This window comes from Nocardioides sp. Root240 (assembly GCF_001428825.1).
Taxonomy (GTDB): domain Bacteria; phylum Actinomycetota; class Actinomycetes; order Propionibacteriales; family Nocardioidaceae; genus Nocardioides.
The window spans coordinates 288,341-296,041 of sequence record NZ_LMIT01000011.1 but is presented as its reverse complement, the minus strand read 5'-3'; the positions used below and the strand labels follow the sequence as shown (position 1 = coordinate 296,041).

General features: G+C 71.8%; 7 protein-coding genes. 6 read left to right on the top strand and 1 reads right to left on the bottom strand.

Annotated elements, in window-relative coordinates; genetic code table 11:
* Positions 1-69: 69 nt before the first annotated feature.
* On the bottom strand, positions 70-558 hold the full coding sequence (locus tag ASE20_RS15460) for an inorganic diphosphatase (RefSeq protein WP_056895638.1): 489 nt from the start codon (positions 556-558) through the stop codon (positions 70-72).
* A gap of 158 nt (positions 559-716) precedes the next feature.
* Between ASE20_RS15460 and dacB the strand changes: the two genes are divergently transcribed.
* The 6 genes from dacB (at position 717) to folE (ending at position 7,681) form a co-directional block, all read left to right on the top strand.
* On the top strand, positions 717-2,207 hold the full coding sequence (dacB, locus tag ASE20_RS15455; protein WP_056895455.1) for a D-alanyl-D-alanine carboxypeptidase/D-alanyl-D-alanine-endopeptidase: 1,491 nt from the start codon (positions 717-719) through the stop codon (positions 2,205-2,207).
* Positions 2,208-2,251: 44 nt separating this feature from the next.
* Positions 2,252-3,301 carry a zinc-dependent metalloprotease gene (locus ASE20_RS15450; RefSeq protein WP_225869060.1) on the top strand — a complete coding sequence of 350 codons (1,050 nt, stop codon included), beginning with the start codon at positions 2,252-2,254 and terminating at the stop codon, positions 3,299-3,301.
* Positions 3,302-3,312: 11 nt separating this feature from the next.
* Entirely contained in the window at positions 3,313-4,341 is a 1,029-nt protein-coding gene (gene tilS / locus ASE20_RS15445) for a tRNA lysidine(34) synthetase TilS (RefSeq protein WP_056895454.1), read from the top strand.
* A 5-nt stretch (positions 4,342-4,346) separates the two neighbouring features.
* A complete protein-coding gene (hpt, locus tag ASE20_RS15440) occupies positions 4,347-4,898 on the top strand; it encodes a hypoxanthine phosphoribosyltransferase (protein WP_056895453.1) in 552 nt (183 codons plus the stop codon).
* 141 nt (positions 4,899-5,039) lie between these two features.
* The gene (gene ftsH / locus ASE20_RS15435; RefSeq protein WP_412778592.1) at positions 5,040-7,061 is read left to right on the top strand and encodes an ATP-dependent zinc metalloprotease FtsH; all 2,022 of its coding nucleotides are present in this window, start codon (positions 5,040-5,042) and stop codon (positions 7,059-7,061) included.
* Positions 7,061-7,681, top strand: a complete 621-nt coding sequence (gene folE, locus ASE20_RS15430; protein WP_056895451.1) for a GTP cyclohydrolase I FolE — start codon at positions 7,061-7,063, stop codon at positions 7,679-7,681. Before ftsH ends, folE begins: the two co-directional genes overlap by 1 nt.
* Positions 7,682-7,701: the final 20 nt, after the last annotated feature.

Here is a 7,701-nt window from a genome sequence, read left to right as displayed (position 1 = left end):
CGCAGCGAGGGAAGACCTCGCGTCAAGAGGGCGCTCGACATGCGCGAGCGAAGCGAGCGCCGAGACGACTCAGTGGCCGTCGACCTTGAACCGCTCGAAGGACGCCTGGATCTCCAGCTCGGCCTCGGCGCGGCCGACCCAGTCGGCGCCCTCGACGGACTTGCCGGGCTCGAGGTCCTTGTAGACCTCGAAGAAGTGCTGGATCTCGAGCCGGTCGAAGTTCGGCACGTGGTTGATGTCGCGCAGGTGCTCCATGCGCGGGTCGCCCGCGGGGACGCAGAGGACCTTGTCGTCGCCGCCGGCCTCGTCCGTCATGCGGAACATGCCGATCGCGCGGCACTTGATCAGGCAGCCCGGGAAGGTCGGCTCCTGCAGCAGGACGAGGGCGTCCAGCGGGTCGCCGTCCTGGCCGAGGGTGTCCTCGATGTAGCCGTAGTCGGCCGGGTACATCGTCGAGGTGAAGAGGAAGCGGTCGAGGCGCATGCGCCCGGACTCGTGGTCGACCTCGTACTTGTTGCGGCTCCCCTTGGGGATCTCCACGAGGACGTCGAACTCCAGCACTGGCTTCCTCCACACATGTTTCATTTGCCCGCTGTGTGGCGGGCCGGCCGGGGCGCTGGTGTACCTGGGGAGCCTCCCCCGCGCCGCTGTCGGGCACATTGTCCCGCACAATGTCCCCGAACGCGCAGTCGGGGAGCCAGTCGAGAGGGAGCGCCGTGGGCAAGGGTGACAGCAGTCGCCGCCGGGAGGAGCGCCCGAGGCGTGCTCGGAAGGTCGTCGCGGGCGCGGTCGCGGTCGCCCTCCTCGCCGGTGGTGGGGTCGCCTGGCAGACCGGCGTCGCCGAGGACTGGTGGCACGACCTGCGCTCCGACACCGGGGAGCCACCCGCTGATCCGGCCGCGGTCGCGCCGCCCCCGCAGGTCGACGTACCGGAGGTCGTGCGGCCGGGCGTGCTGGCCCGTCCCGCCGCCGCGTCCGCCCTGCTCGACCGGGCGGCGGTCCGGGCCGCGCTCGCCCGGTTGGACAGCAAGGACCTCGGCCGCCACGTGCTCGCCGCGGTCGGGCCGCTGTCCGGCACCGACCTCACCTACGAGTCCGTCGAGGGCTCCGCGCTCGCCATGCCCGCCTCGACCACCAAGCTGGTCACGTCCGCGGTGGCGCTCTTCCTCCTGGGCCCCGAGCACACCTTCGCCACGTCGACCGTCCTCGAGCCCGGCGGTACGACGCCGCGCCTGGTCCTCGTCGGCGGCGGCGACCCCTTCCTCACCCGAACCCCCGCGTCCACCGCCGACCCGGCCAGCCCGACGTACGAGCCGAAGCGCGCCGACATCCGCACCCTCGCCCGCAGCACCGCCCGCACGCTGCGTGCCGACGGTGTCCGCGCCGTCCGGTTCGGGTACGACGACACGCTCTTCTCCGGCCCGGCGTTCAACCCGCGCTGGAAGGCCGACTACTTCCCCAGCGAGGTGTCCCCGGTCAGCGCGCTGTGGCTCGACGAGGGCCGCACCGCCGACGGCAGCACCCGCGTGGAGCAGCCGGCGCTGACCGCGGCGGAGGAGTTCCGCAAGCAGCTGGTCCGGGCGGGCGTCCGCGTCACGGGCCCGACCTCCGCGACGTCTGCCGCTCCGGCTGCGGCCCCGGTCGCCCACGTCACCAGCCCGACGGTCGCGCAGATCGTCCAGCGCCTGGTCGAGGTCAGCGACAACAACGCCGCCGAGGTGCTGCTGCGCCAGATCGGTGTCGCCGACCAGGGCGAGGGCTCCTTCCTCGCCGGCCAGCGCTCGGTGCGCCGCGTCCTCGGCGCCAACGGCATCGATCTCGGCAGGTCCGTCCTCCACGACGGCAGCGGCCTGTCGCGCAGCAACCGCCTCGCGCCGCAGGTGCTCGTCGACGTCCTGCGCTGGGCCGCCTCCGCCGACCAGCCCGGCCTGCGCCCCCTGCTCGCGGCGCTTCCCGTCGCCGGCTACACCGGCTCGCTCGCCGACCGGATGGACCACGGTCCCGCCGCCGGTCGCGGCCGGGTCCGCGCCAAGACCGGCACCCTCACCGGCGTCACCTCCCTCGCCGGGATCGCGGTCGACCGCGACGGGAACCTGATGGCGTTCGCGTTGATGGCCGACCAGGTCAAGGACGCGAAGTCGATGCTCGCGCGGGTCGCGATGGACGACGCCGCGGCGGGGCTGGGCGCCTGCAGCTGCGGCCGCTGACGCGGCCGCCCGATCCCCGAACAGCCCCCGTCTAGGCTTCCTCCATGTCCGCACCCGCGTCCGAGCTGCCCCCGATGATCGACTGGGGCCTCGCCGTCTCCCTGGGCAGCCGCCTGGCCGGCGACGGCCCGACGGTCACCCGGGCGGAGGCCGGGGACGCCGTGGCCGAGCTGCGCGCGGGCGCCCACCGCTCGACGGGCCTGGTGCGCGAGTTCACCGGCCTCGACGCCCCTGACGGCACCGCGCCGATCCTCGTGGTCGACCGCGCGGGCTGGGTGCAGGCGAACGCGGAGGGCTTCGCGGTCGCCACCCGCCCGATGGTCGAGAAGATGGTGGCCAACAAGCCGCCGTCGGGCCTGGCGATCAAGGTCGGCTCGAAGGTGACCGGCGCCGAGGTCGGAGGCCTGCTGGGCTTCCTCGCCGGCAAGGTGCTCGGCCAGTTCGACCCGTTCCACCCGCCGTACGGCCGGCTGCTGCTGGTGGCGCCCAACATCGTCCACGTCGAGCGCGAGCTCGAGGTCGACCCGCACGACTTCCGGCTGTGGGTCTGCCTCCACGAGGAGACCCACCGCGTGCAGTTCACGGCCGTACCGTGGATGCGCGACCACCTGTTCTCCGAGATCCAGGCGCTCAGCGACGCCGTCGACCCGGCCGGCCTCCTCGAGGGCGGCGTCGAGCGGATCTCCGAGGCGATGAAGGCCGCGCGCAACGGCGGCAGCATCGTCGACATGTTCAGCACGCCCGAGCAGCGCGTCGTGCTCGACCGCGTCACCGGGATGATGTCGCTGCTCGAGGGCCACGCCGACGTGGTGATGGACGACGTCGGCCCGACCGTGATCCCGAGCGTCGAGCGGATCCGCCGCAAGTTCACCCAGCGCCGCCAGGGCGTCGGCGCCCTCGACCGGATCCTGCGCCGCCTGCTCGGTCTCGAGGCCAAGATGGCGCAGTACCGCGACGGCGCGCAGTTCGTCCGTGCGGTGGTCGACAAGGTCGGCATGGAGGAGTTCAACGCCGTCTGGGCCGCGCCCGAGAACCTCCCCGGCAAGGCCGAGCTGGCCGACCCCGAGGGCTGGGTCCGGCGCGTCCTGGCCTAGGGCGTGCCCTGATGGGCCTCCACCCCGCCGTCGCCGCCGTCCGTCAGGGCGTACGACGGGCGCTGACCCGCCACGACGCCGGCCACGCCGTCCTGGTGGCCTGCTCCGGCGGGGCCGACTCCCTCGCCCTGCTGAGCGCCGCGGTGTTCGAGGGGCGCAAGCAGGGCCTCCGGGTGATCGGCGTGACCGTCGACCACGGCCTGCAGGAGGGCTCGGCGGAGCACGCCGCGCGCGTCGTGCAGCAGATGGCCGTGCTCGGCGTCGACGAGACCGCCGCCGCCCGGGTGCAGGTCGACCCGGCCGGGCTCGGCATGGAGGCAGCCGCCCGCCGGGCCCGCTACGACGTGCTCGAGCAGATGCGCGCCCACTTCGGCGCGGTCGGCGTGCTGCTCGGCCACACCCGCGACGACCAGGCCGAGACCGTGCTGCTCGGGCTGGCCCGCGGCTCCGGCGCCCGGAGCATCGCCGGCATGCGCCGGGCGTTCGACCACTACGAACGCCCCCTGCTCGACGTCGCCCGCGCCGACACCGTCGCCGCCTGCCTCGCCGAGGGCATCGAGTTCTGGGACGACCCCCACAACGCCGACCCGGGGTACGCCCGGGTACGCGTCCGGCAGCGGGTCCTGCCCGTGCTGGAGGACGAGCTCGGCCCCGGCATCGCCGCCACCCTCGCCCGGACCGCCGACCAGGTCCGCGCCGACGTCGAGGCGCTCGACGCGCTCGCCGACGCCGCCTACCAGCGCATCTCGACGCAACGTCATAGGTTCCGTGGGCTGGAGCCCACGGAACCTATGACGCAAGCTCCGGAGCTCCCCCTGGACGAGCTCGACGAGCTCCTCCCCGCCCTCGCCACGAGGGTGCTGCGCCTGGCCGCGCTGGCCGCGGGAGCCCGCGACGCGGAGCTCTTCCACGTCCACGTCACGGCCCTCCACCAGCTCGCCCAGGGGGCGATCAGCGGCGAGGTCCAGCTCCCCGGCCACGTCACGGCGTACCGCGACGGCGCCCACCTCTGCTTCCGCCCGACCCCTGTGGCAGGCTGACGCCCATGCACGCTGATGACGTCGCGGACGACCTGGTCGAGGTGCTCTTCACCGAGGCCCAGATCCAGGATCGGATCAAGGAGCTGGCGGTCGAGATCGAGCGTGACTACGACGGCTTGGACCTTGTCCTCGTCGGCGTCCTGCGCGGTGCGGTCATGGTCATGGCCGACCTCTCGCGCTCGCTCAACAAGCACGTCGAGATGGACTGGATGGCCGTGTCGTCCTACGGCTCCGGCACCAAGTCCTCCGGCGTGGTCCGGATCCTCAAGGACCTCGACGCCGACATCACCGGGCGCCACGTCCTGATCGTCGACGAGATCATCGACACCGGCCTGACCCTGTCCTGGCTGACCTCGAACCTCGGCTCCCGCGGACCGGCGAGCGTCGAGATCGCGACCCTCCTGCGCAAGCCGGAGGCGCTCCAGATGCCCGTCAAGGCCAAGTACGTCGGGTGGGACATCCCCAACGAGTTCGTCGTCGGCTACGGCCTCGACTACCGCGAGCGCTACCGCAACCTGCGTGACATCGGGACCCTCTCGCCGGCCGTCTACTCGTGATTCGGGGCCGGTCCAACCACGGACCCGTCAGAATGGCGCAGGCGATGACGTGTACCGTCGTCTGATCCTGACGTTGAATGGGGAGCGGGTAAGTCTGTGAAGCGCGTTTTCAGGGGGCCTTGGCTCTGGATCGTGGTGGCGGTGGTGACCGTCGTCCTCGCTCTCGAGTTCCTCGCGCCCGGAGGCGGGTTCGACGAGGTCCCGACCTCGAAGCTCGAGAAGTACATCGCCGAGGGCCAGGTCAAGGACATCACCTTCATCGACGGTGACCAGTCCATCGAGGCGACCCTCGACAAGGGCACCCGTGACTCCGGCGACAAGGTGCTCTCGCACTACATCCAGGGCGAGCAGGAGACGATCCTCGCTGCGGTCAAGGAGCAGGTCGACAAGGGCACGATCGCCGAGGCCAACTCGAAGAACCCGCAGCCCAGCCTGCTCGGCTCGCTGCTCGCGACGCTGCTGCCGTTCGCGCTGATCATCTTGCTGTTCATCTTCTTGATGAACAATGTCCAGGGCGGTGGCCGGGGCGTCATGCAGTTCGGCAAGTCCAAGGCCAAGATGATCAGCAAGGACATGCCCAAGACCACCTTCGCCGACGTCGCCGGGTGCGACGAGGCGATCGAGGAGCTCGGGGAGATCAAGGAGTTCCTCCAGGAGCCCGGCAAGTTCCAGGCCGTCGGCGCCAAGATCCCCAAGGGCGTCCTGCTCTACGGTCCTCCGGGCACCGGCAAGACCCTGCTCGCGCGCGCCGTCGCCGGCGAGGCGGGCGTCCCGTTCTACTCCATCTCCGGCTCGGACTTCGTCGAGATGTTCGTCGGTGTCGGTGCCTCCCGCGTGCGCGACCTGTTCGAGCAGGCCAAGGAGAACGCCCCCGCGATCGTCTTCATCGACGAGATCGACGCCGTCGGTCGCCACCGCGGCGCCGGCATGGGCGGCGGTCACGACGAGCGTGAGCAGACGCTCAACCAGCTCCTCGTCGAGATGGACGGCTTCGACGTCCGCGGCGGGGTCATCCTGATCGCGGCCACCAACCGGCCCGACGTCCTCGACCCGGCGCTGCTGCGCCCGGGCCGCTTCGACCGCCAGATCCAGGTCGACGCGCCGGACCTCGCCGGCCGCAAGCGGATCCTCGAGGTCCACTCGCGGGGCAAGCCGCTCGGCCCCGACGTCCAGCTGATGTCGGTCGCGCGTCGTACCCCCGGCTTCTCGGGTGCCGACCTGGCCAACGTCCTCAACGAGGCGGCGCTGCTGACCGCCCGCAACGGCCTGAAGGTGATCACGGCCGAGACCCTCGACGAGGCCATCGACCGCGTCGTCGCCGGCCCGCAGCGCAACTCGCGGCTGATGTCGGAGAAGGAGAAGCTGATCACCGCCTACCACGAGGGTGGCCACGCCCTCGTCGCGGCGGCGCTGCCGGGCACCGACCCGGTCCACAAGATCACGATCCTGCCCCGCGGCCGGGCCCTCGGCTACACGATGGTGCTGCCCGACGAGGACAAGTATTCCCAGACCCGCTCGGAGATGCTCGACAAGCTCGCCTACATGCTGGGCGGCCGGGCTGCGGAGGAGCTGATCTTCCACGACCCGACCACCGGCGCCGGCAACGACATCGAGAAGGCCACCTCGCTGGCCCGCGCGATGGTCACCCAGTACGGCATGACCGACCGGCTCGGCGCGATCAAGCTCGGCGACTCCAACTCGGAGCCCTTCCTGGGCCGCGACATGGGCCACCAGCGCAACTACTCCGAGGACGTCGCCGCCATCATCGACGAGGAGACGAAGAACTTCCTCGCCACGGCGCACCAGGAGGCCTTCGACATCCTGGTCGAGAACCGCGACGTGCTCGACGCCCTCGTTCTCGCGCTGCTCGACAAGGAGACGCTCGACAAGGAGCAGGTCGCGGAGGTCTTCACCGCCCTCCGTCGCCGTCCCGAGCGCCCGGCCTGGACCGGCTCGCCCAACCGCGTGCCCTCCACGATCCCGCCGGTGGAGATCCCCGAGGAGATCCGCCGTCGCGCCGAGCAGAACGGTCAGGCGCCCGCGGCCGAGCCCGACAACGGCCAGATCCTGACGCCTCCGGGCCCGGGTGGCGACGTCTACGGCGGGACGCCGACGGCCCCGCCGACCGACCCGCAGCCGCCGGCACCCACCGCCGGCACCTGATGACCGACGCGATCTCGACTCCCGACCGGGAGCCCGCCGACGTACCCGCCTTCGACCAGGAGCGGGCCGCCGCCGCCGTGCGCGAGCTGCTGATCGCCATCGGCGAGGACCCCGACCGTGAGGGCCTCCGCGAGACCCCCGCCCGGGTCGCCCGCGCGTACGCCGAGGTGACCTCCGGCCTCCGGATGACCGCCGAGGACGTGCTCACCACGACCTTCGACCTCGGCCACGACGAGATGGTGCTGGTCCGCGACATCGAGCTCTGGTCGATGTGCGAGCACCACCTCGTCCCGTTCACGGGTGTCGCCCACGTCGGCTACATCCCGGCCGAGACCGGCAAGATCACCGGGTTGTCGAAGCTGGCCCGCCTGGTCGACGTTTACGCCAAGCGCCCCCAGGTCCAGGAGCGGCTGACGACCCAGGTCGCGGACTCGCTGATGGAGATCCTCGAGGCCCGCGGCGTGATCGTCGTGATCGAGGCCGAGCACCTCTGCATGACCATGCGCGGTGTCCGCAAGGCCGGCGCCCGCACGATCACCTCCGCCGTCCGCGGCACCTTCCTCACCGAGCCCTCCACCCGGGCCGAGGCGATGGCGTTGATCCACAGCCCCCGCGGCTGACCGGCTCTCGTCCCAGGGGT